General features: G+C 46.7%; 18 protein-coding genes. 12 read left to right on the plus strand and 6 right to left on the minus strand.

Annotated features, from left to right (window positions below; all coding sequences use genetic code 11):
- Positions 1-13 precede the first annotated feature (13 nt).
- Complete coding sequence (locus JNN12_03140; protein ID MBL7977310.1) at positions 14-1,627, plus strand: glycosyltransferase family 2 protein; 1,614 nt, start codon at positions 14-16, stop codon at positions 1,625-1,627.
- Positions 1,628-1,657: 30 nt separating this feature from the next.
- Here JNN12_03140 and JNN12_03145 read toward each other — a convergent pair whose 3' ends face one another.
- A complete protein-coding gene (locus JNN12_03145) occupies positions 1,658-2,809 on the minus strand; it encodes an exo-alpha-sialidase (GenBank protein ID MBL7977311.1) in 1,152 nt (383 codons plus the stop codon).
- A gap of 232 nt (positions 2,810-3,041) precedes the next feature.
- On the opposite strand from JNN12_03145, the gene JNN12_03150 reads away from it, so the two are divergent.
- The 5 genes from JNN12_03150 to JNN12_03170 all read left to right on the plus strand — a co-directional run bounded on the left by JNN12_03150 (position 3,042) and on the right by JNN12_03170 (position 11,330).
- Entirely contained in the window at positions 3,042-6,059 is a 3,018-nt protein-coding gene (locus JNN12_03150; protein MBL7977312.1) for a tetratricopeptide repeat protein, read from the plus strand.
- 34 nt (positions 6,060-6,093) lie between these two features.
- Positions 6,094-7,854, plus strand: a complete 1,761-nt coding sequence (locus JNN12_03155) for a hypothetical protein (protein ID MBL7977313.1) — start codon at positions 6,094-6,096, stop codon at positions 7,852-7,854.
- 108 nt (positions 7,855-7,962) lie between these two features.
- On the plus strand, positions 7,963-10,047 hold the full coding sequence (locus JNN12_03160; GenBank protein ID MBL7977314.1) for an SPOR domain-containing protein: 2,085 nt from the start codon (positions 7,963-7,965) through the stop codon (positions 10,045-10,047).
- A gap of 79 nt (positions 10,048-10,126) precedes the next feature.
- Entirely contained in the window at positions 10,127-10,900 is a 774-nt protein-coding gene (locus JNN12_03165; GenBank protein MBL7977315.1) for a MotA/TolQ/ExbB proton channel family protein, read from the plus strand.
- Position 10,901: 1 nt separating this feature from the next.
- Positions 10,902-11,330 carry a biopolymer transporter ExbD gene (locus JNN12_03170; protein MBL7977316.1) on the plus strand — a complete coding sequence of 143 codons (429 nt, stop codon included), beginning with the start codon at positions 10,902-10,904 and terminating at the stop codon, positions 11,328-11,330.
- 54 nt (positions 11,331-11,384) lie between these two features.
- On the opposite strand, the gene JNN12_03175 is transcribed toward JNN12_03170, so the two are convergent.
- Positions 11,385-11,903 (minus strand): hypothetical protein, encoded by a 519-nt coding sequence (locus JNN12_03175; GenBank protein ID MBL7977317.1) that lies wholly within the window; start codon positions 11,901-11,903, stop codon positions 11,385-11,387.
- 249 nt (positions 11,904-12,152) lie between these two features.
- On the opposite strand from JNN12_03175, the gene rsmG reads away from it, so the two are divergent.
- The 5 genes from rsmG to JNN12_03200 all read left to right on the plus strand — a co-directional run bounded on the left by rsmG (position 12,153) and on the right by JNN12_03200 (position 17,632).
- A complete protein-coding gene (gene rsmG / locus JNN12_03180) occupies positions 12,153-12,791 on the plus strand; it encodes a 16S rRNA (guanine(527)-N(7))-methyltransferase RsmG (protein MBL7977318.1) in 639 nt (212 codons plus the stop codon).
- Complete coding sequence (locus JNN12_03185) at positions 12,791-13,645, plus strand: alpha/beta fold hydrolase (GenBank protein ID MBL7977319.1); 855 nt, start codon at positions 12,791-12,793, stop codon at positions 13,643-13,645. Before rsmG ends, JNN12_03185 begins: the two co-directional genes overlap by 1 nt.
- Positions 13,646-13,772: 127 nt before the next feature.
- Positions 13,773-16,070 carry a TonB-dependent receptor gene (locus tag JNN12_03190; GenBank protein MBL7977320.1) on the plus strand — a complete coding sequence of 766 codons (2,298 nt, stop codon included), beginning with the start codon at positions 13,773-13,775 and terminating at the stop codon, positions 16,068-16,070.
- Between the two features lie 144 nt (positions 16,071-16,214).
- Positions 16,215-16,940 (plus strand): hypothetical protein, encoded by a 726-nt coding sequence (locus JNN12_03195; GenBank protein ID MBL7977321.1) that lies wholly within the window; start codon positions 16,215-16,217, stop codon positions 16,938-16,940.
- A 143-nt stretch (positions 16,941-17,083) separates the two neighbouring features.
- Entirely contained in the window at positions 17,084-17,632 is a 549-nt protein-coding gene (locus JNN12_03200) for a photosynthetic reaction center cytochrome c subunit (GenBank protein ID MBL7977322.1), read from the plus strand.
- Positions 17,633-19,055: 1,423 nt separating this feature from the next.
- Here JNN12_03200 and JNN12_03205 read toward each other — a convergent pair.
- Positions 19,056-19,622, minus strand: a complete 567-nt coding sequence (locus JNN12_03205) for a 3-isopropylmalate dehydratase (GenBank protein MBL7977323.1) — start codon at positions 19,620-19,622, stop codon at positions 19,056-19,058.
- Between the two features lie 56 nt (positions 19,623-19,678).
- Between JNN12_03205 and JNN12_03210 the strand changes: the two genes are divergently transcribed.
- Positions 19,679-20,236: a GNAT family N-acetyltransferase gene (locus JNN12_03210; GenBank protein MBL7977324.1), complete on the plus strand. Its 558-nt coding sequence runs from the start codon at positions 19,679-19,681 to the stop codon at positions 20,234-20,236.
- A gap of 1 nt (position 20,237) precedes the next feature.
- On the opposite strand, the gene JNN12_03215 is transcribed toward JNN12_03210, so the two are convergent.
- From JNN12_03215 to JNN12_03225, 3 genes are read right to left on the minus strand one after another with little or no spacing between them, the layout of a single operon-like run.
- Positions 20,238-21,536, minus strand: a complete 1,299-nt coding sequence (locus JNN12_03215; protein ID MBL7977325.1) for a 3-isopropylmalate dehydratase large subunit — start codon at positions 21,534-21,536, stop codon at positions 20,238-20,240.
- Positions 21,537-21,565: 29 nt separating this feature from the next.
- The gene (locus JNN12_03220; GenBank protein ID MBL7977326.1) at positions 21,566-22,141 is read right to left on the minus strand and encodes a hypothetical protein; all 576 of its coding nucleotides are present in this window, start codon (positions 22,139-22,141) and stop codon (positions 21,566-21,568) included.
- Positions 22,062-23,663, minus strand: coding sequence for a 2-isopropylmalate synthase (locus JNN12_03225; protein ID MBL7977327.1), 1,602 nt, complete (start codon positions 23,661-23,663; stop codon positions 22,062-22,064). The genes JNN12_03220 and JNN12_03225 overlap by 80 nt, the downstream gene beginning before the upstream one ends.
- Positions 23,664-23,768 lie beyond the last annotated feature (105 nt).

Raw genomic sequence — 23,768 nt, forward strand, 5'->3', positions numbered from 1 at the left:
CCTGAAATGGGTCATGGTTTTTTTCGTTATTTTAGGGACCATGCCTATTTTTGCATCTTTTTATCAATTCATTCTTGCAGGCTTTCATCAGTTTAGCGATCATTATAACCGTGTAGAAAACTACTATCCGAGGGTTGCTGTTGTTGTGCCCGCCTGGAATGAGGGCGCGGTGATTGGTGCAACCATAGACCGTTTGATGAAGATGGAATATCCCGAAGATCGGTTACGAGTATATGTGGTAGATGATGCCAGCACCGATGACACCCCTGACGTTATCCAACAAAAGGCAAAAGAGTATTCCGGCAGAACCTTTCATATTCGCCGCGAGAAAGGCGGGCAAGGTAAGGCACACACCCTCAATCATGGCATTCAGCAGCTTCTACATTCAGAACCGGAAACTACGCTAAATAACACTCCTGAAGAAGTTTTCAACTCGCCTTTAGAGCCCGATACAGAAACATTTACCCGCCCCAACTTCGAACAAATTGGACGTTATATGCCCAATTGGGCACATCTTGATGAATTGGCACAGGTCACAGGCGATCAGTGGGTGGAAGCCTTAATGATCATAGACGCCGATGTCATTTTTGAACGTGATGCCCTGCGCAAAATGGCACGCCACCTTTCTGACCCAGAGATTGGTGCTGTAACGGCTTATATAAAGGAAGGGTCTTCACCCGGAAACTATATGCAGAAATTTATCGGCTACGAATATATTACGGCACAGGCTGCTTCGCGACGGGCGCAAAATGTTTTAGGAGCGATGTTTTGTTTGGCGGGTGGTGCGCAACTACATTCCCGCGAAAACCTAGAACTCATAGGCGGACGGATAGACACCAGTTCTTTGGCAGAAGACACCTTTACTACATTTAAAACCCAGATCGAAGCAGGAAAAAAGGTGGTATTTGAAGGAAATGCGATTGTTTGGGCAGAAGAGCCGGATGATGTGAATGGTCTTTGGAAACAACGCTTGCGCTGGGCAAGAGGCAATGTTCAGTTAACCAAGCACTTCAAGCATCTTTGGTTCAACAAAACATACCACAGGAAGTTGGGTGGGTTTGCATTTGGGTTTATCTGGTTCAATATTTTTTTGATGCCCGTCCTTATGATCTTGTCTTCGATAGGCTTGGTTTCGCTTTATTTCATGGATTTCCCCTTTGCTTGGGAAGTTTTTCGGGCTTTTTGGCTTTTTCACGCCATCAACTATTTATTTGTTACCCTCATGTCTTTTGCCATTGATCCTTTTACAGCCAAGCGAACGTGGTTAGAAGGCTTTCTGTTTCCTGGCATCATTTCGTTTTCGGTAATTGTCTATTCTTGCTTCCCCGGTCAATTCGTGCGCCAAGTGACGGAATGGCTGGTTGGATCGGGGTTGTTCCCACCAGACTGGGTGGTTCAGGGAATCATTCTGTTTATTTATGCTTGGCAAGCCTTGTGTATGGTTGCGGCTTGGGGGGTGCGTGCAATTGACAAAACCCGATTTAAATGGCTCTCGCCGATGCTTATGTACTTTGTTGGTTTTGGCCCCATGCTGTGCGCAATCACGTTTCATTCATACATCTTAGAGGCACAAGGTGCAGAGATGAAGTGGGACAAAACGATCAAAACTGGCAAAGTAAAGTCATAAAAAAAGTCGTATGGACTTGTAAGAAAAGGCTTACCTGCTTTTTTTGCGGGCAAATAGGAGATTGGCGGGCAAATGAACCGCCAGTATATAAGGCTCTTCTCCTTGTGACCAATGGCCATAAGTAACGGTTAGAACACGCCCATCCGGAAAAACTTCCACCCCAGGATAAGCAGCATCCCATTGATTTTTATTGTCTTTGATGCGGAAGCGTAATTCCCCCTTTTTCCCTTCAACCAAATCCTGATATGTGCCCACCCAAGCTACCCAATCTCCTTTTGTGGGGCTTCCCTCGGCCATATCCCGGAAAGCGATGAACAAACGGCCATCTTTCAGGTATTTTGCCGTATGACGATCCCCAGTCAAAGCGAGCGGTAAAGCACGTGGCTGACTCCAATTTTCCCCTTCGTCTGTCGAAAAAACAATTTGAGAAGGTGCTTTTCGGCTATTTTCCCTCATTAACAAAGCAATCTGACGCCCGTCAGGCGATCGAATAGCGCCGGGTTCACAGAGGTGTAATGTGGCATCGGTCAATATTTCGATGGGTTCAGACCACGTTTTGCCATCGTCTGAGGAAAGGGTCTTATACACCCGAAACCGCCGTTCTCCTGCCCCTTTTTCACGAATAAAACGTCCATCATCGTGAAATAATGCCATAAGGCTGCCTTCTTTCAAAACCTCTAATGAGGCCATCGCCACAATGCCCCCAAAATTTCCGATCGGCTTAAGTGGCGTCCAATGGTGGCCATTGTCATCGGATGTAGCCAGTCGAATGGGGTACAGTCCAGAAAACAGTAAAAGCCGCCTCCCACCTGCTTGGGTTCTGATTTGGTATATGGTGGGTGTTTCAAGCGAGGTGTCCCAATTTTCGGGTGTCGGGAGGCGTTCACTCCACGTTTTTCCACCGTTTTCACTTTTTTTATACAGAATAGCCCCTTTCCCATGCCCCCGTGGGTAAACCACCAACACGGTTTTTTGATCATCCAGCAAGACAGTGGTCGGATGTCCCAGATACTGCCCTTTTTCTTGGTCCACCAACTGCTGTAAAGATGATTCGGCATCCAGATCATATTGTGGAATCCCAAAAAACTGAGCAGATAGGTCGTCGTGCAACAACTTGACAGGCTGACAGGTTGTGAGTAGGACACAGGAGGCCCAAAAAAGCATTTGGTGAATTACTTTCATAGATATACAATATTCGGGGGCTGACACGTCGTTGTAATCAAACCGAGGCGGCGATAAGATAAGGGCGTTCTCCGAAAAAGAAAAACGGTTTCAAAATCGGGAATTTGGTTATCCAGCAGACCAATTCACGTTTGTTTCGGGAAAGGAAGTTGCTATATTGTTTTGCTATCTTCCGGTCTGCGCATCGGTACTGTAGTTTATCCTCCATCACCTTCACAAAGACCGCACGTACATGCGCTTTGTTCTCGTTTCTCCGGCGTTTGGCTTCTCCCCAAAATGCGCCTTGCTTTTATTTTTGGGGTGGTTTTCTGGTGAACTGGCTTTTGCCCAAACACCTACCACCTCTGCACACACCGAATATGCAACGGCTTTAGCGCTTTTTCAATCGGGCGTTTATCAAAAAGCCTATGAAGCCTTTAAGTCTTTCGAGCAGCAATATCCGGATCATCCTCATGCGGCAGAATCCCGATATTATCAGGCGGAGTCGCTACTTGCTTTAGGAAAAACCCAAGAAGCGGCACCGCTCTACGCCTCGTTTGCAAGTCACTACCCCGGCCATCCGTTTGGGGAAAAAGCGCAAATGACCCTAGGCCAATATTATTTTGAAAAGGGGGAATATGCCAAGTCGCGTGCCGCATTTGGAGGGGTTTTTCAAAACCAAAAAGATCCTGAACTGGCTGCTGAAGCCCTTTATTGGATGGGGCTAAACAGTATCCGTCTAAATGAAATGGATATTGCCTTAGACTACTTGGATCAAGCCCATATCCGGTTTCCAAATACCCAGATTGCCCCACAGGCACTGTATCTGGTAGGAAAAACCGAGTTGGAACGTAAAAATTTTGCCCGTGCAGCCGAACTTTTTGATCAATTAGCAAACCGTTACCCCTTGTCCGACTTTACCGGAAAGACGGCTCTGGCTGGCATGGAAGCCAATTTTGAATTAGGCCGATTTGAACGGGTACTCGGCGAAGGAGACAAACGACTACCCTTTTTTACAGGCCGCGATTTAGAGCGGGCATTGATGATGATGGGCGAATCGGCCTCACAGTTAAACGATTTTAGTAGGGCACAATATTACTTCACCCAACTCAACAACAACTTTCCCCGCAGCCCTTATACCCGATATGCGAATTTTGGCTTAGGATGGACCTATCTTCAACAAAAACAATACAGTACAGCATCAGGTTTTTTCCGCGCAAGTAAACAGGATTTCAAAGACAATCTGGCACAAAAAGCCACTTATTATGAAGCAGTATCCACATTACTTTTAGGAGAAACCAATCAAGCACGCACAATCTTTTCGGATGTAGTGGTACTTTGGCCGCAAGGAGAATTTACAGACCAGGCACTTTTTGAACTAGGTCTCCTTCAGTATAAAGCACAACGTTGGGAAGAGAGTGCACGGTATTTCAACCAATTGGTAACCGGTTTTCCTGCTTCCAACCGAACCGGAGACGCATATTTGTACCTTGGCGAATCGTTTGCCTTATTGGGTGATAACGACCGGGCCAACGCAGCTTTTGAACAAGCCATGCGCCAAACCAATCTGACGGCATCGGCACGCAACCAATTAAGTTATCGGAAAGGATGGTTATTGTATCAAAATCGAAATTTTGCAGAGGCACAAGCCGCTTTTGGAACAGCCTTTACGACGTCTAATGCCGGAGAGGCCCTTTTTTGGCAGGCCGAAAGTTTGGTTCAGGAGGGTAAGTATGCGGATGCCGAACGCCTCTTAAACCAATACATCGCCGGATATAAACAAGATCCAAACGTAAACAGTGCCCATTATGTACTGGGTTGGATTTACTTCAATACGGGCCGTTACGACTTGGCTGCCCGCAGTTTCGAGACTTTTACCGCTAACTTCCGGCCCACCGCCAATCAAGAAGCGTACCGTACCGATGCCCAGATGCGGCTCGGCGACAGTTATTTTGCTTTGAAACGGTTTGATGATGCCGTTCTCGCCTACCGAAAAGTGGGCAATCAAGGGACCGTATATGCACTCTTCCAGATTGGTCAAGCATACATGAACAGTGGACAGGAGGCCGATGCCATCAATGCCTTCCGTAGATTGGTCGGCAATTATCCCAACTCCGAATGGGCGCCCGAATCACAATACCTCGTAGGTTACATCCTACTCCAGCAACAAAAATACGACTTGGCCATTAATGAGTACTTCAATGTATTGCGTTTCTATCCCCAAAGCCCCGAAGCTGCTAAAGCACAATATGGAATCGGAGATGCCTATTTTAACCAAGATCGCTTTTCCGAGGCCATTAATGCATACAAAGAAGTGATCATCCGGTATCCCCAAAGCCCTGTGATTCCGGATGCACTTATGGGAATTCAACTTTCGTATCTCGCCCTAAATCAGCCTGGTGCAGCCGAAACGCTCATTGACCAGTATTTGCGCCAAAATCCCGGAACAGAAGTGGCAGATCAAGTACGGTTTAAGCAAGCTGAAATGCAGTTTCAGAATGGTGAAACCCAAAAAGCCCTCACTGGATTTCAGTACTTTTTGCAGGCGAACCGAAATCCGGCATTAGCCCCAGCTGCAACCTACTATGTAGGAGCCAGTTATTACCAACTGAAAGATTACCGAAATGCGGAACAGTACTTAAAACTAGTATTGGATCGTTACCCCTCGGAGCCAGCATCGTTTGAAGCCGCACGTCTATTGGCCAATTTATTGCTGACAACCGGAAGGCCCAATGAAGCCCTTAGCTTATTCAAACGATTGGAGACCAATGCAGAGGGAGATATTTCTGAAATCTCCGAAGCCCAATTAGGTCAGGCGCAAGCCATGATTGCGTTGGGGGATACCGAGGGCGGACGTCGGTTGTTGGAACAAATTGCATCCAAACACGCCACACAAGATGCTGGAAAGACGGCCTTACTCCGACTCGCCGCCGTGAACGTACAATTGAACAATTTAAATGCTGCATTAGATCTCTATCGGCGAATGGCCCAAACCAACGACGATGTTTTTGCCAGTGAAGCACAATTTCGTTATGGAAGCCTCTTGTTGCAGATGAACCGCGCACAAGAAGCCCTTCAAGCCTTCACCGCCATCCAACAACGTTTTCCAGATGTGATAGATTGGGTGGCGCAAAGTTATTTGGGACAGGCACGCGCATATCGGGCACTCGGCAATCGAGCCAGCGCCCTTCAGGCATATGATCAGGTCATAGTGGAATATGGTCAAACCCCTTATGCACAGATTGCCCGTTCGGAGAAAGCAACACTTTAAACCCGAAAACGCCCTATAAAACAGTTTAAGAGTTATGAAAAGCTATCGTTTTGGGGTTCTATTTTTTTTACTAATCGGACAGGTTTTGCTGGCACAACCCGTTGTACCGGACCTTAAGCCGAATGAAGTGGTGATCCGAAGCAAAAAGCCAATCGAATTACCAAAAATAGAACGCCCCTCCATCACCAGTTTGGTAATTCCTCCGAAGCCTTTTTCACCACCCGAAGGACAAACCCCTTTTATTGGTGGGTACAAGCAAAACCCCACCGAACTTCCTCATAATTCGTTGGCCGATGTTCCCGTTGGCGATCGTTTTACCCTGTCTTCTGCACAGCCAAGACAACTTCTACTAAAAGCGTCTGCGGGCCGTTATTTTAGTCGTGAACTTCAGGCATTTGCCCATGTACCGTTTCGGGATGGGGTTGCTTTTTTTGGGGATATAGACTACTTGGGGAGCGATGGACATCAGCCTTTTGAAGCAAAACCGGATTTAAAGGCTACTTTTGCGAATTTCAAACTTAAAATCGGCTCCTCTCAAGAATACCAAAAAAGTATTGCCCGTTTGATTCTGAATGGCTTTTCCACCCGAAACAATCTTTTTGGTGCCGATACAATGATGGTGGTGACAGGCCCTAAACTAATGGCACAGCCCCTCCGAAAGGGACGTGGCCTAGGAATCGGCGGAGATTGGTACGCCCTCGAAACCGCCCGTTTCCCTTTTAAAATTCGTGCTGACTACCAGAGTGAACGATTCGATAGTGACATATTATCTGTTGCACCGGATATCTATTCCAGAACTGAAAAACGCATGAATCTCGGCGGCGAGGCCCGAATACCCATGGGAAAAGTTGAGTTTTTTTCGGATGCACACCTGACCCTCTCTGCAATAGATTCAAAAGCCGTACTCGGTTCAGACTTGCTTTCGCAATCGGTGAAAGCAGGGATTACTTGGATGATCACGAAGGCATTATGTATCAGCACGGGTCTTCAATATGCTGGCTTTGAGGCTTCGGAAAGAAACATGGGTACGGAACCTGTTTCAAAAAACTTCTTCGCACCTTATATCCGCGCCGATTATTTCTTCCCCAAAGGATTGCAGGTGTTTTTGAAAAACGACCCCCGCATCATCCATCATACTACCTCCGGCTTATTTGCACAGAATCCGTATTTGATTGATGATCCGATAGTTAAACCAACCGTAAGCACCATTGCCATTGAGTCTGGTATCGGTTTAAGAAGACAACCTTATCAGTTTGGTTTTAAAGCAGGTTATACAAAAAACCCGGAATATTTATATTTTCAAAAGGCTACCAAGGACCGATATGCAGGTTTTGCAAGAGGGATATTTGAATCTCAATATGCACTGGCGGATGCTTTTTATGCACAGGCCGAGGCGGGTATCACCCTTTTTGAAGTCCTTTGGGCTTCGGTGACGGCAAAGTTACAAAATGGACGCCTGATTGGTTCAGAGGGAAACGAAGATACCCTAATCCCACATGAAGCCACATTTGAGTCTTCTGGCAGCCTCGTGTACACCTTTTTAAAACAAAAGGCACGTCTTCAAGCGGATATTAACATGATTGGCACGAGATATGCAAGCACCGATAAAACAGGAGAAGTTACACCTGTATTGGATTTAGGAATTTCAGGGAGTTATCAAATTTGGAAAGACTATGGCGTTTATGCACAAGTAAAACACCTTTCCGCCAGTCCATACGAACGCTGGGCTGGCTATCCTGAAGCCCGATTTGTGGTGATGCTGGGTATTAAAACAGCCTTGAATGTATTGAATTAACGGTTTATTTTTACCATAATTATCCACGGATGGCTTCAAAAATGTATGATTCATGATTATCTTGTAAAGCCCTCCAGTTTCTGAACCAATCTTTTATTTGCCGAAAACATGAACGATCCATTGCCGCGATTCCGGCGCGAAGAAGTGTTCCAATCTACACAAATACCGGAATCGGATATACAACATCCCATCCCCAATCCGGCCCAAGCAGCAGCAGCCGTTTTGGATGCCCTCTCCTCGGATGCTCCTGAAGGGGTAGCCTTTGTACCGGAAGGCCTGCCAAGTCCCACAGGTATTGTTCAAGACTTACCCATTTCAGGAAGCTCGGCTGCCGAATCCATTGCAGAGGGGGTATCCGGATTTGACGAAACCCTTCATGTTGCCGCACCGGAAATTACGACCGAAGGATTGATTGCCGATATTCCACAGGCCATTCCAGAACTACCTCAGGCAGAAGTAGAAGGTATCAACCGCTTTTTATACGATGAAACCCTTGGGGATCCGATGGATACAGCCTCTTTTTCGGCACCCATCGCTTATACTGGCGAAATCCATTCAGTAGCTTCCGAAACCGAATGGAAACCTTTAGAAAACCTTCCATCCGCAATCTCATCCCAAGCTATTGTAGATGATGAACCTCTTCTGGTACTCCCCTCCGTTGAGGCAACGCCCCCCCTTGACAATGCTTTGATGAATTTAGGCAATGAGTTGCCGGATGATCTACGGTCTCCGATTATGGACTTTTCAGAATCCGGCGGCTTGGCACACCCAACCGAACCGCTTATGATCTTGGAATCAGTTACGGCTGAAAACACGGCTGAGGGAGGCCCAATTTCAGACCTTGCGGTTCCCGACCGCACCGAAGCCTTTGAAACCTTGACCGCACGTGAAACTGTACCCGTTCTGGCGCAACCGATTCCCTTGGCGCCAGAAGATCCCATTGCACCACCCACTGATCCTAAACAGGAAATCGCCATGATGTTAGAACAAGATGAACCGGCTTTTACCGTGGCTGTCCGGTATCTCGAAACCTATCGCCAAGACCCGACCGGAGAATCGGGTGCGGATGCCCTTTTCTGGGCTGCCGAAAATTATCAGAAAGCCGGACTACCCGGAAAAGCACGCGGCCTGTTTCAAGACTTTGTGCGCCAATTCCCCAATCACCCCAAAGTATCAAAAGCACAAGAATATCTTCAATGGATAGATGTGGATACTCCTTCGGAAGAGCAAGTAACCCGCCCTACCCTCAACACAGCGCTTGCCACACAGGTACCCAGCGAACCCAAACAGCCTGAGCCGCCATATGGCACGCCCTTGCCCAGTTTTCGTCCCATTGGCGACCAGACGCCCGCGGCGGCGGCCCATATACCAGCACCTCAACCCGTTACCGACGAGCCATATCACTACATCGCTCCACCTGTGATGGGGCCCACAATGCGTAATCCACCTGCCCAGCCGATTCCACAAACAGTACGCATGTCATCAACACCGGAACAAAACCCTAACGAACCTGTTTCTAACGAATCTTCGAGAGCAACCACAGCGGCCGTAGCCGCTACGGCCACTTCCGTTCCGCTTTTATTAAGAGCCAAAAATTTTGTACAATCTAAACCTCCCAAAGTGCGCGGCTTAATTTATATATTGAGTGGCCTTGCCCTCTTTCTCATTGCCTTGGTTTTGTTTACCCTGAGCCGAGGACTCTTTTCCAGTACTACTGGCCCAACCATCTCCCAATCGGGACAAACGGGTCTTACCAATGAAAGTTTGGTACAGCAACGGGGTACTTCTCCTACGCCTGCTCCTGGTACAGCGGGCGGATTGATTGGTAACGGAGAGGGTACGACGGCCACTTCCGGCGGCACGGGTGCTACGGCTAGTGGTGGTACAACCACAGGATCAGCGTCCGATATTTTCCGCAGTCCTATGGAGGTACAAGGGGGGAGCGATCTAAACACCTCGGCTGGCGGCTGGGGCTGGTCTCTCAAGTTTTCCTCTAACCGTACCGAGCTGGAAAAGATGGCAGCCAACCTACGTAGTCGTGGGTATCGTACAGGTATTATCACCATCAGTTCCCCCCAGCAAGGCTATCGGCTGATTTTAGGTCAGTTCAAGTCTAAAGAGGAAGCCAAAGCATCAAAAGGCAAATTGCCCTACGATACGCCCAAGGACGCTTGGACCGTAGAAATTAAATAAAACCCTCGGAAGCCTGTCTTATAATGTATAGGCATTAGATAGGCTTCTTTCTCTTTTTCCCACTTGTTCCGCAAAACCCATGCCATTGCTCAACGGATTCATCCTTGCCTTACAGCAACCAACTGCCACCCCTCTTGCTACGCAACCGGGCCCAACCCCTGTAACACCACAGGCCACAACGAATATGTTCGACCTCGTTTGGTCTGGCGGATGGGTCATGATCCCAATTATCATCGCCTCGCTTTTGGCGGTATATGTATTTATAGAACGTTTTTTACTTTACCGCAAGGCTGCAGCAAACGAAAACTTTATTGAGTACATCCGCCGATACCTACAAGGTGGCGATGTTCGGGGAGCACTGACCTATTGCGCTACCATTTCAAAACCAGTGGCACAAGTTGTAAAAAAGGGTTTAGAACGGATTGGGCGTCCGATTACCGAGATACAGGAAATTGTTCTGATCGAAGGCAGGGATCAGGCATATAAGTTAGAAAAAAGGCTGGTATGGCTTGCAACCATTGCTGGAGTTGCCCCACTTTTAGGATTTCTGGGCACTGTTTTGGGCATGGTCGAGGCATTCCAGTCTATTCAAAGTATGCAAGGGCAGGTGAATCCAAGTGTTTTAGCAGGCGGAATCTGGACGGCACTCATTACCACCGTAGGTGGTCTAATTGTTGCTATACCAACACAAATTGCCTACAATTACTTATTGGAGCGCTATCATTTCATTGTGAACCAAATGGAACGTTTTTCCTCGGACTTTATTGACCTGTTACAGGAACCCGTTCCCACTATGGTGATGCCACAAACCACGCAACCATACCCATACCCGCAACAAAATCCGCAATACTGAAATGAGCCGCTTTCATTTTTCCACCAACAAACTCCGTCCGATGGAGTCGTTTAGTCAGGCAGGAATGGCGGACATCACCATGTTGCTCCTCATTTTTTTCTTGCTAACCTCTAATTTTATCATCCAAAATGGACTTCCGGTTAACGTCCCCAAGGCCGAAGCCGGAACCCCGACAGACAGCGAGCAATACCTGACCGTCATTGTCACGGAAAACAACGAGATTTTTGTGAATCAAGTACAAATCCGTGAAGAGGACTTGGTTGGCACCTTAAATGCAAACAAAGGGGATATGCAAAAAGTGGTCATTCGTGCAGATGAAAAAGCACGTCATGGAGTTGTCACTGCGGTGATGTCGGCGGCGGCATCGTTGGACTTACGTGTAGCAGTTGCCACCGAGCTACCAGAAGAGAACACGTCTTCTGGTAGGTAGTTCCTTTCAATGGTATTATGTTTGGGGGCCGATATGTGTTTATCGGCCTTTTTTTTATTCAACCAATAAATCACCATAGCTTACCATTTCCCCACTCAATCGGTCAAAGATAAAAAGGCGGTGTATGCCTTTAATGGTAGAGACCGATCCAGATGCAGAAAGCAGGCTAATGTCAAAATTAAACGTATAAGCACCCGGTAAGCCCGTTTGACCAATTTCATCTAAAAGTACAAACCGACCCTGGTCATTGTACCCCCTTAGAGTCAGGCCATTGGGCAATTGGTCCGTCGCTGTAACGATGACAGGTATGGTGACAAAGCCACTTGAAATTGGATTGGGGAAGGCAGGGTTAAAACGAATATAGCCAGTATAAAAAGGAGCAGAGCGCCAATCGGTTTTGTCTTCTTCGATGGGCGTACCATTTGTACTTTTTAGTAGGCCACCGCCCCTATCGGTACGGGTCACTCCAGCAGGTTTTTGGGATGCTTCACGGATAAAGGCTTCTTGAAGACCCGTATCGCATTGTGTTAGGAACAGAGAAAGTCCGAACAACAGAAAAGGTACATATTTCATGTGGATATTGGTTGACTGAATGGAAGTGCAAAATACACATTAGAGCGGGTTTTACGGGTATTTCCCTGAAAAAATTTTCAGCCATAATCTCTGGTAGCCAAGATGCAAAGGCATTTTGAGCCTTAACCTGCCCCCCATTGTTCGAAGAGTGGTTTTGGAAGCAACAATCAAACCAGTTTCGTAAAAAATCCCGCAGAACCCAAAGGGACAGAACTGTAATTTACCCCTTAAAAAAGAACGCACGAAGATATGTTTCAACCTGAAGATTTTTTATCCGAACAGCAACGGTCATTGTTAAAACATTACGAGACCTTGCTTATTGAAACCAATAGCAGGATTAACCTCATTTCCAGACAAATGAATCCCGCCGACTGTTATGAACGGCATATTTTGCACTGCCTCAGCCTTACCGAGCGGCCTTTTCCAGATCAGGCAGAAGTCGTAGATTTTGGAACCGGAGGTGGCTTACCCGGTCTGGTGCTGGCCATTTGTTTTCCGAAGGTACACTTTCACTTAATAGATAGTACTGGAAAGAAAATACGGGCCGTTCAGGAAATGTCCCGCACCTTAGGATTGGATAACGTATCTGCGTATGCACTCCGGGCCGAGACCTGGACGGGAAAAGCCCATTATGCCGTCTCGCGAGCAACGGCCCCTTTGAAGGATTTGTGGTTTTGGTTCAACCGCGTGCGGATTCCCTTTTCTGCACCCGTCGTTGCTTGGCAACCCGGCCTCCTCTGTCTAAAAGGGGGGAATTTGACCGAAGAAGTGGCCCAACTCAGGCGCCGTTTTCCCCGTATATTGGTACGCCAGACCCCACTTACCGAGGTTCTGAGACGGCCTTATTTCGAAGAAAAGGTACGGATGACCATAGAAGCCCTGCCATAATGCGCCTTAGCCTCTATTTCATAAACCATCCGGCGGATTCACGTCCTCCAATGTTATTCCTCCACGGTTTTATGGGAAATGCGGGTGATTGGTATTCAGTAATCCAGCCTTTAGAAGCAGCGTATCGGTGTATTCTGGCTGATTTACCGGGGCATCGCATCTCCACAAAAGACTTGGCTCCCGATTGGCAAGAAGTGGAAATACCTTTGCCTTCCGGAACGATGTCCGAAATTGCGGACGCATTAGAAACATTTAGAAAAAACGTGCTGCACGTTCCATGGCAGGTTGCTGGTTACTCAATGGGGGGGCGTGTCGCATTGTTCATGGCCTGTCATTTCCCGACATCCCTTCAACGCTTGGTTCTCATCTCGGCTTCTCCAGGCCTAAAAACAGTAGCAGAACGCAAGGAACGACAAACACAGGACGAAGCCCTTGCTCTTCAATTGGAACAACTTGCCTTGTTAGAGGAAGATAAACGTGCCTTTGCCCTCCGAGAATACTTGCATCAGTGGTACCGTACCCCAATATGGGCTTCGCTTCATGCACGTCCCGATATTCTGGAAGCCATTATCTCGAATAAGCGACAGGGTTTACCCGCAGGATGGGCCCTATCGCTACGAACCATTGGTACAGGGATGCAGCCTTCATTATGGCCTGTTTTAAACCAACTGGCCCTTCCAGTGTGCCTGATCACAGGAGACTATGATCCCAAATTTACCACCCTAAACCAAGAGATGGCTCAGCACATTCACCACACCCAACACCATATCGTCCCCAATGCCGGACATGCCTTGCTTTCAGAAGCGCCAATGGAATTGGCACACCTCATCCTTCAAGGATCAAGACCTTCATGAGCACCCACACCCTCCTACCGTTTGTCGCACTTGTCAGGCTGTTAAACGATTCTCATAGACGGAACAGCTACGAAATGCCTATTCTGCACGTGAAAAAGTAAATACCTAAACGATTTTCCGTTTCCATATGAAAAAAATTTATCTACTTCTGACATTTTGTCTTCCCGCATGGGCTTTCGCCCAAACAGGCGTTGTTCGGGGAACCGTTAACGATGCACTCACCAAACAAGCGATTCCGGGCGTAACCGTTCAGATCGTCGGCACATCGTTTGGTGCCGTGAGCGACATAGAAGGAAACTTCCAAATTTCAGGAATTCCTGTTGGCGTGGTTACTATTCGGGCCACGTTTGTCGGATTCACCCCCCTAACCAAAACGGATATTGTGGTTCAGAACAGCCGCCCAACCGTTTTGCAACTTGAGCTTTCAGAATCCATCAACGAAGCGGCCAGTGTCACCATTCAAGGCTCTGTTTTTGAAACCAAGTCCGATGCACCCGTCTCCATCCGTAGTATTTCGGCAGAGGAAATCCGCCGGACACCAGGTGGTCAGGGCGATATTTCCCGCTCGCTACTCTCTTTGCCTGGCGTTACTACCGGCGCTGATAACCGAAACGACCTTTTGGTGCGCGGAGGTGGCCCTGGCGAAAATGCGTATTTTTTAGATGGGATCGAAATTCCACAGATCAACCACTTCGCTACCCAAGGGGCAACAGGCGGCCCTTTAGGCATGATCAACGTGGATTTTATTGCCAACAGTGATTTTTATTCCGGTGGTTTCCCAGCACGTTATGGAGACGCTCTTTCCTCCTTGCTCATTATCGAAAACCGTCCGGGTTCACCAGATCGGATTGCCGGGGACTTTACAGTTTCGGCCACCGATGCAGGAATAAATTTAGACGGCCCTCTTGGTAACAAGGGCAACTGGTTTTTTTCCGCCAGAAGATCTTATATCCAGTTTCTTTTCGAGGTAATTGGCCTTCCCATCTTGCCTTCCTACTGGGATTTTCAAACCAAATTAGAGTACAACCTAAATAAAAACAATCGGTTAACCTTTGTAGGACTCGGCGCAATTGATGATTTTGAGTTTAATGTGCCCGAAGATCCCACCTTTGAGCAACAAGAAATTGCCGACCGCATTTTTGACAATGACCAATGGAGCTATACCAACGGCCTTGTATGGCGACATCTTTTTAAAGATGGTTTTATGAACGTGGCCCTTAGCCGCTCTATGAATGAATTCCGGTTTGCAGACGTAAACCGTGAAACCAACGAAAACGTCTTCACCAATACCTCCCAAGAATCTGAAAACCGTTTACGGGTGGATGTGGACAAAAAGATCACCAAAACCCTTTCGTTGGGATATGGCGGTGGGGCTACGAATGCACGGATTGCCTCCGACTTTTTCCAGAAAGCCACGCCTGCTGTACCCTTTGACCTAAATTTCCAGAACACCTTATTACTTTGGAAATATTTTGCTTATGGTCAGGCCATTCTTAAAAATGCAAACGGTAAATTTACGTCCACCCTCGGATTACGCTATGATGGCAACTCCTTCCTTGGCAAAAACTACCTTGCGCCCCGCCTTTCGGCCTCTTATACCCTAACTCCAACGGTTTCGCTCAATGCCTCTTATGGGGTTTTTAACCAATCACCGGAATACCTGACTATGGCCATCCGCCAGAACGATGCCTATGTCAACCAAGGCCTTCCGTACATCCATACCACTCACTACATTAGCGGTTTGGCGTGGCAAGCCCGTCCCAGTCTGCGTTTGTCTCTAGAAGGTTTTTATAAGCAATACGAAAACTATCCAGTCTCGGAAAAATCCGGTATTTCCTTGGCCAATTTGGGTGGTGATTTTGGATTCGTGGGTGCGGAAGCGGTATCAGGCGTTGGGAAAGGCCGCGCTTACGGGCTTGAGCTATTTGCACAAAAGAAAATGGTGGAACGCCTCTATGGCCTCGCCTCGTATGCCTTAGTTTGGAGCGAATTTACCGGAAAAGATGGGGTTTTTCGGCCCTCCAGTTGGGATGTTCGTCACGCGGTTTCGCTCACCTCCGGGTATCGTATTGGCCGAAAATGGGAGTTTGGCGTAAAATGGCGGTTCACCTCCGGCAATCCGTTTACGCCTTACGATCTGGCAAAGTCGGCAACAGAATACCAAATTACGGGACGTGGGGTACAGGACTTTTCCAAACTCAACAGCCTACGGATGCCAGCCTATCACCGTTTAGACTTTCGGGTGGATCGTCGTTTCTTCTTTAATAAACTGAATGGGGTGGCGTATATAGATATTCAAAACCTGTATAACCGCGAGAATATTTTCACCTACACCTATACACAAGACCCGGCTTATCCCAACAACCTTCGACCTTCTTCACAGGTCTCTTTCCTGCCCAATATTGGTTTTTCCATCGAGTGGTAGTCCCGATAAAATAAGTTGCCGATATAAGCCGTTGTTTTATTTTGAACAGCGGCTTTTTTTATTCCGTGCTCTTACGAACCAAGTTTTCCGTTCTTCGTTAAATGGATCTTACCAACGGTTGTTTACCTTTTTCAGGATAATCGTATGTATAAATTTACCTTTGGATTTTTGACCATCGCCTCGTCTATCACCTACTTTTTGGGAAATGGTTTTTTTGTCCTATGGCCGTTTATTTCTCTGGCCTCGTTTTCGATGATTGCTTTTCCTGTCGGGTGTTTGGCATTGGGTTTCTTCTTTAAATGGGTGATTGGGAGCCGAAACCTCTTCGAAGACATTGGCAGCACGCTCACCGCATTTGTGTATGTTTTAGTGGGTATTGGGACCGGATTGGGGCTGTTTTGGAGTTGGAAAAATAACCACACTCATTTATACATAGATAATGGCAACTTAAACCCTATTTCTATCCAAATTTCCGATTGGGAAACGGTTCATATACCAGGCCGGATGCTGATGGCCGTTTCTGTTCCCATCCGTACTGTTACCTTACGGCACGATACCACCAGCACCCAAATCCCCATTCCAAAACGGTCGCGGGTCTTTTATAACCCCGGACGCCACAACAATTATTTAAAATACCATGTGGTCTATGGGCCAACCCACCAAAACGAGGAATACCCCGAAGAAGTCCTGAGTCGCCCATTATGGTTTGTTTCGGATGCGGATTTTTTGTTTGAGCAGCCCGATGAAGACATTGAAGTATGGGGCATTCAACCGGAAAAGGTGATAAGAACCGTTTTAACAAGGGTTTCGGATGGCTATGTGGCGCTTCATCGGGAAAACAAAAACCGACACCACAAACCCGAACTTTAGGGTTGCAGAAGCCGCGTAAACAATGCCCAAGCCCTGCGGTGGTTAGACGTTCATCCCGCTTGTACAGTGAATGGGTTTCTTAAATAGTTTTGTTTGGCATTTGCGCAAAAAAATTGTACCTTTCACCGTTTCTTTAAACCCATGTGAACAGAACGATGAAAGCCACACTCTTCCTTATGCTGGGCATTTTTGCTTTGCCCCTAATCTGGGCTACCCAACGCCCAACGCCCTCACATTTATCCAACCCCGTTGCCACCGTTGCAGATTCGCTCCAAGCCGACCGAGACCGACATACGTTGGCCCTGATCGAAAAATACAAGGGCCGCGAACAAGACAAAGCAGGCGATGTATTCCCCAACCTAAAAGTACAAGCCTTGAAAGACCTTCCTTTGGAACGCTTTTACCGTGCGATGAACCTAGGTTATAGCCGTGGTTTGGGCGTGTCGTGTAATTTTTGCCACAACGTAAACAACTGGGCGGATGAGACTAACGAGCATCACGCCATTGCCCGTGATATGGCGCGGTTGGTGGAGTTTACCAACGCCAAAGTAAAAGAACTTCCTGCCTTGGCCGATAAACGTGGCATGACGGTAAATTGCTCCACTTGCCATCAGGGGCACAAAGAACCGCCTCGTTTGGCACCCCCTGCTGGCGCACGCCCTCCACAAAACAGGCCACGCAATAACCCATAAGCTGTTTTGATTTTACCCAATCCCAAACGTCCTCTTGAGATACTGCATGGGACTTGAATTTACTGCCGTCACCCCGTATGACGCAAAAGCACTGTTGGTGACAGGTTATTTTTTTACATAATAATCAAACCAAAAACCCCCATGATCTTCAAGTAAAAATTCTTCATATGGTAACACGCTACCTTCTTTAAAAAATAAATTTTTAATAGGTATTTTTCAAATTGTGTACAGCCTAAACAAACGAAAACAAATTCTATTAAATTTTTTATATTTTAAATTTGTTCGAGAATTTTTGTTGAAAGAGTTATTTTTCCACTATCCCTCAATTTGTCACAAACAAATGCCGCCAATGCCTTTTCTGCAACGTTTTTAGCATTCAGAAGTTTGATATTTTTTGATATTTTTGTTTTGCTAACAGTTGTGAAAATTTTTGAACAGATTCAGACCGTTCTCCACTTACCGAACAAGCGAAACCAATCATAGGTTCTGGGTCAACTCCTCTTTGCGCATAAAGCATTGAAGTCAAAAAAACAATAGTATAATTAATAACGTGCGTTTCATAGTATTATGATTAATGGTCGGATAGGGCGCGGTATCGGGCTTGTGCGACTTTGGCAATGTGCTTGCAAATGGTCAAAGTATTTTCTATATGTTAGCCAAATTAATTAAGTCTTAAAATAATTTAAAACCTTAAAAAAATTAAAATAACACATTGCCCTATTTATATAAACCTTAACAGGTATAAAATTGATTAGGACTCACAAAGACGTGGTTTCAAAAAATTTCCTCCGATCATATTTTTAAATAAATTAGGCGTTTAATGTTTAATTTTTTAAAAAATTATCCTTTTCAGCTTTCAAACAAACAAAAGTAGCTAAGAACATATATTTTACCCTTTTATATTGGTAAGAGTCCCAGTTCCTTTAAAAATTTATTATGCGTCTCTCCTGCCTTGGCTATGTCCTTATCAAGGTCAACGAGTTTTGGTTTACTATTTTCAAGTAAATGAATTCTTCGTCTAACGATATGCTCACATACTTTGATATATTGAGATTAAAATCGTTTTTCACGACTTAATCCATCGCCACTATACGATAATAATATATTTCCTATTTTCGGTCTTTGTATGTATTTACCATAAATTTAGGCTGTGGATCAAACTTTCACAAAATTTGGGGTATAGGCCTAAGCTTTTACGATAATATTAAACTAATCTTTATGATAAAAATTAGCCTAATGCTATTTCTGACATCTGTCAAGCACTTTCTGAACTCTTAATTTGTCCGTACAACATAAAACCACCTTTTAACCAATAAACGAAAGGCATCCCTGATATCAAGTTTATGAAGCAATCCATTTGGGGGCTTCATCCGCTTTTTTGTGTATCTATTGGCTTGGCGTTCAAAATGCCATCTCCGGTCATTCAGACAGAGGGAATCATCCCAGATTTTCGGGCATATTCAAAGATATTGCCTGCATCCAAAATATCCGCTACATCGCCGAGAGGCCGTAATAAATACGTTTCCCCCGATGTCAGATTGGTAAGGGTTCCGGCGGCCACGTCAATTTCCACCTCGTCTCCGGTGCTAATCTTATCATTCAGTCGCTCCATGCCCTCGAATGGGACTAAAAACCCCCCATCCACAGCATTGCGGTAAAAAATACGGGCATAACTCTCGGCTACCACCGCCTCACATCCAGCCTCGGCCATTGCAAAAGGCGCGTGTTCCCGCGAGGAACCACATCCAAAGTTGCCACCAGCAATCATGATATTATACTTACTGGTATAAGCATCGGCCTGTACATACGGCGTATTTCCGTCGGGCAACCCCTGCTCACCGGGCGGTACACTACTCATGGCATAATGCCCGTACATTTTTCTTTCGTCTGGCTTGGTCATGCTGTACACCAAGTATTGGGCCGGAATAATTTGGTCGGTATCTACGGCTTCGCCACAAACCCAAGCCAAGCCACGAATCATTTTTTTCATCTTTGTAATTGAATTATTTTAAGCAATGAATTTATTTATCCTCTTAATGGCGCACGATGCTATCTTCCTTTTCCCTACTCCCCGCCCCAATTATCACCACTCCTCGGTTAGAACTCCGGGTGATGACACCTGAAGACAGTCCATCCTTATACGCCCTTCGATCCGACCCCGTGGTAATGCGTTTTATTCCGAGACCCCTTGCAAAAACGACCTCGGATACCTTAGCGCTCATTCAGGCTTTTCAAGCACTTATCGAGGCCCATCAGGCCATTACGTGGGGGATTTTCCTTCGCTCCACGGAGGCATTAATTGGTACTATCGGATATGTTCAAATACATCCCCAACATTCTCGCGCAGAAGTTGGCTATTTACTCGGCGTACCCTATCAACGAAACGGGTTTATGTCCGAGGCCCTAAATGCCGTCTTGATACATGGATTCCGTGTTTGGAAATTCCACACCGTAGAAGCCATTATTTCTCCGGACAATCTTCCTTCTCGGTATCTCCTTGAAAAAATTGGCTTTATCCAAGAAGGCTATTTTAAGGAAAACCAATTTTATCACGGACGATTTCACGACTCGGTGGTGTTAACACATTTTGGAGCGCACCTATAGGTTAGACTAAAACCCCGCGTGGATCGGCAATTGCCCCCACAAGCGCCGAGGCCGCAACTGTATAAGCCGAAGCCAAGTACACGGAAGACTGTTTAGAACCCATCCTCCCAGGGAAATTGCGGTTGGTCGTAGAAATTACATTTTCGGTTCCATGAGTACGTCCAAACGTATCCACCGGACCACCCAGACAAGCGGCACAGGAGGCATGGGTTAGTCGGCAACCAGCCCGTTCCAGAATATCCCAAACCGACTCCCCCTCCATCAAGGTTTCGTGCATCAATTTGGCAACATGGGTTGTGGCTGGCACACAAAACGTCGGAACAACCACTTCACGACCACGCAATACCTGCGCCGCCATAATAAAGTCCTCCATCTTCCCGCCAGTACACGAACCAATATAGCACTGATCCAATTTTGTGCCCGCAACTTCCGAGACAAAGGCTTTGTTATCGGGACGATGCGGCTTGGCAACCATCGGCTCAAGTTTGGTGACATCAAAACGATATTCACTATGATAACGAGCATTCGGATCGGAATAGAGAGGCATAAACGGATAATCGGTCCGCGCCCGTACATACTCAAACGTTTTCTCATCTGGTGCGATAATGCCATTTTTCCCCCCTGCTTCAATCGCCATGTTGGTAAGCGTCATCCGCTCTTCGATGGAAAGGCCAAATACGGCTTCCCCATCGAACTCCATAGCACGATACGTCGCACCATCCACACCAATCTCCCCAATAATTGCCAGAATAAGGTCTTTAGCTGTTAGGTAGGAAGGCATTTCACCTTCCATAATAAAGCGCATAGACTCCGGTACTTTGACCCAAAGCTTGCCCGTTCCCATAATAAAGGCGGCATCGGTATTGCCAACACCTGTTGCAAACATTCCAAAGGCACCCGATGTACAAGTATGGCTATCCGTCCCAAACAAAACCGTACCAGGCCGGTTGAAGCCTTCTTCGGCCAGCGCCATATGGCAAACCCCTTTATAACGATCTGAACCCACATCGTAATAATGCGGCAATGCCTGTTCGGCAACAAATTCCCGCAACAGCACAACGTTCCGATTGGCATGTTTGTCGGACGTAAAAATATAGTGATCTGGGATAATGACCAACTTTTCTTTGTCCCACACTTTTGCATGTTCGCCAAATTCGCGCTTAAATATCTGAGCAGCAGGAGGCCCACATACGTCATGTGTCATTAAAATATCAACATTAACCCAGATATTTTCTCCAGGGGAAACCCGATCACGGCCAGCAGATCGGGCCAGAATTTTTTCGGTTATGGTCATAGACATAAAAAACCTATTTGCGGTTAAACAATTGCTCAATTTTCGGTTTTGTTTATTCGGTATCGGAACCAAGCCGCAACGCCCAGCCCGAGTACAGAAGCGATGGTTTGTGCACCATAAGCAAACATAATCATAATTACCAGACTAAAACTTTCGATCATCGTAGTGACAAAAGAGGTAATAATTTTTCCCGGATAATAGCGACTTTTCGGATATTCGACAGAAAAATCAAAGATATATTGCAGGCCAATACCGCCGGCTATAATCATGATTGCCAAAAGGCCACACAAAATCCAGTACATTCTTTCCGGGCCACTACCCACCACCATCAAAGCGACCATCAACCAATAGGGCAAGGTCGCAACAAACAAATCTGAAATCATCCCCCAATCTGCGGTGCGCGTACTGAGGAACCAGATGCTGTACCCATTAACAGCCATCCCGACGAACGCCAACAAGAGCGCACTCTTTTTTCCCGATGTCATCTTAAAACGGTTGGGGACGGATGAAGCGCCGCCCCATCCATCTGGTTTAAACTTGAGCGTCCACTTCCACTTTTTCGCGGATGGAATGACGTACCATGTCTTGGCTGTCCCGAAACGCTTCGACATGGTTGATGGCATCAATATACGCCAATGCCGATGCCAGTAATGTGTTCATATTCCGTGCAGCACCTTTAAACGTGCGGTCTTGAAATTCAATTTCCACATCCACCTCCCCAACAGCATCTTGTCCTTCGGAAAGTGCACGAATGTGATACCCCATCAGTTTGTACCCATGCTCCATACAATGGTCAATGGCCCGATAAATGGCATCAATAGGCCCATCTCCGGTGGCGGTATGTTCTTTTTTATGACCTGTTCGGGCAAAGTGAATCCTTACGGTTGCTAAATTGGGTTTTCCAGTTTCAACATGTACTTGGAGGTGCTCCAAGAGAACATAGGTTTCTGAACTATCGGACTCTAAGGTCTTCATCATCAGAACCAAGTCTTCGTCGTAAATGTGCTTTTTCTGGTCGGCAATATCAAGAAAGCGTCGGTAAAGATCATCTTTCAGATCAGTCGTCACCGAGAATCCCAGTGTTTGTATCCGCGAGAAGAAGCCATGTCGTCCGGAGTGGCGTCCCAAAGAAATCTGGCGATTGGTGTCTTGCCCCACATCTTCGGCACGCATGATTTCATAGGTATCCCGTCTTTTCAGCACGCCATCTTGGTGAATGCCTGCTTCATGGCTGAAGGCATTTTTACCAACAATGGCTTTGTTTGGCTGCACACTAAACCCCGAATACGTCGAAACTAATTTGCTTAACCCCATCAGCATCGGAGAATTCACCCGAGAGTCAACGCCAAAAATACTTTGACGCACCCGCAATGCCATCACAATTTCTTCTAAAGCGGCATTTCCGGCCCGCTCGCCAATCCCATTGATGGTACACTCCACTTGTCTGGCCCCTGCCTGAACACCAGCTAGAGAATTGGCAACAGCAAGCCCCAAATCGTTATGGCAATGGGTAGAAAAAATGACATCCGACCTGCCGTTTGCAGCCTTCATGCACGCTTGTATGAGGTCTGCATATTCGTTAGGGAGACAAAATCCGGTGGTATCGGGAATATTAATGGTCGTTGCTCCGGCTTCAATCACTGCCGCAATCACCTCTTGCAGATAGGCCACCGGTGTTCGTCCAGCGTCTTCGGCGCTAAACTCCACATCATTCGTAAAGGTTTTGGCGTATTGTACTGCTTCGATTGCTTTTTGCAGGACTGTTTTTCGCTTGTCTTCTAATGTAACACCGTACTTGACATCGGCAAACTTCCCTTCGATGTGAATATCACTGGTGCCGATAAAGGTATGAATCCGTGTTTTTGCTCCGCCAGCAAGTGCTTTTGCGGCTTCGCGAATGTCCAACTCCACCGCACGCGCCAACGCCGCAACGGTTGGCCCATGAACTTCCTGCACCACCCGTTGCACACCTTCAAATTGAACAGGGGATGACACGGGGAACCCGGCCTCGATAACATCCACCCCCAAAGCAGCCAGTTGGTGTGCAATGTGTAGTTTTTCCGGGATGGTCATAGATGCACCCGGCGCTTGTTCTCCATCACGCAGGGTGGTATCAAAAATAGTGATACACATATATTTATGTTACTTATTGGAAAAAAACGACTTAGAAAAAAGAACCGCCAGCTTGAAGGGTGAAATCACCAAAAGGAATAGGGCATCAGGCTGGCGCACGGAAGT

The sequence above is a fragment of the Bacteroidetes Order II. bacterium genome (genome assembly GCA_016788705.1).
Taxonomy (GTDB): domain Bacteria; phylum Bacteroidota; class Rhodothermia; order Rhodothermales; family UBA2364; genus UBA2364.